We start from the raw sequence: 246 nt of genomic DNA, 5'->3' as shown, positions 1-246 counted from the left end.
TGAGCCCATTTCATCTTGGCGTTGACCTGGCCAGATGAAGCGTGAGGACGGCTCGGACAAGGTGAGTGATCCGGTTGGTGCTGCATCGGATCTTGCGGAGGACTCGCCGGCCCTTCGGCGTGGCGACGGCCTGTTCGCCGACGCAGTGGATCTTGGCGTGGGTGGTGTTGTAGCGGCGCTGCCATCGCTTGAGTTTCCGGCCGCGGATCGGGACTCGAATGTGTCGCCCCGCCGCCTGGTGGGCGC

The 246-nt window shown here is 65.4% G+C and carries 1 pseudogene; it reads right to left on the bottom strand.

What is annotated here, in order from left to right:
• Positions 1 to 10: 10 nt before the first annotated feature.
• A pseudogene (locus tag ADL08_RS38175) lies at positions 11 to 246 on the bottom strand (IS5/IS1182 family transposase); the annotation flags it as partial.

Origin of the sequence: Streptomyces sp. NRRL F-6492 (assembly GCF_001280125.1) — a bacterium.
In the GTDB taxonomy this organism is placed as follows: domain Bacteria; phylum Actinomycetota; class Actinomycetes; order Streptomycetales; family Streptomycetaceae; genus Streptomyces.
Note: the sequence above shows the minus strand (reverse complement) of the source record. Positions and strands in the feature narration are given on the sequence as shown.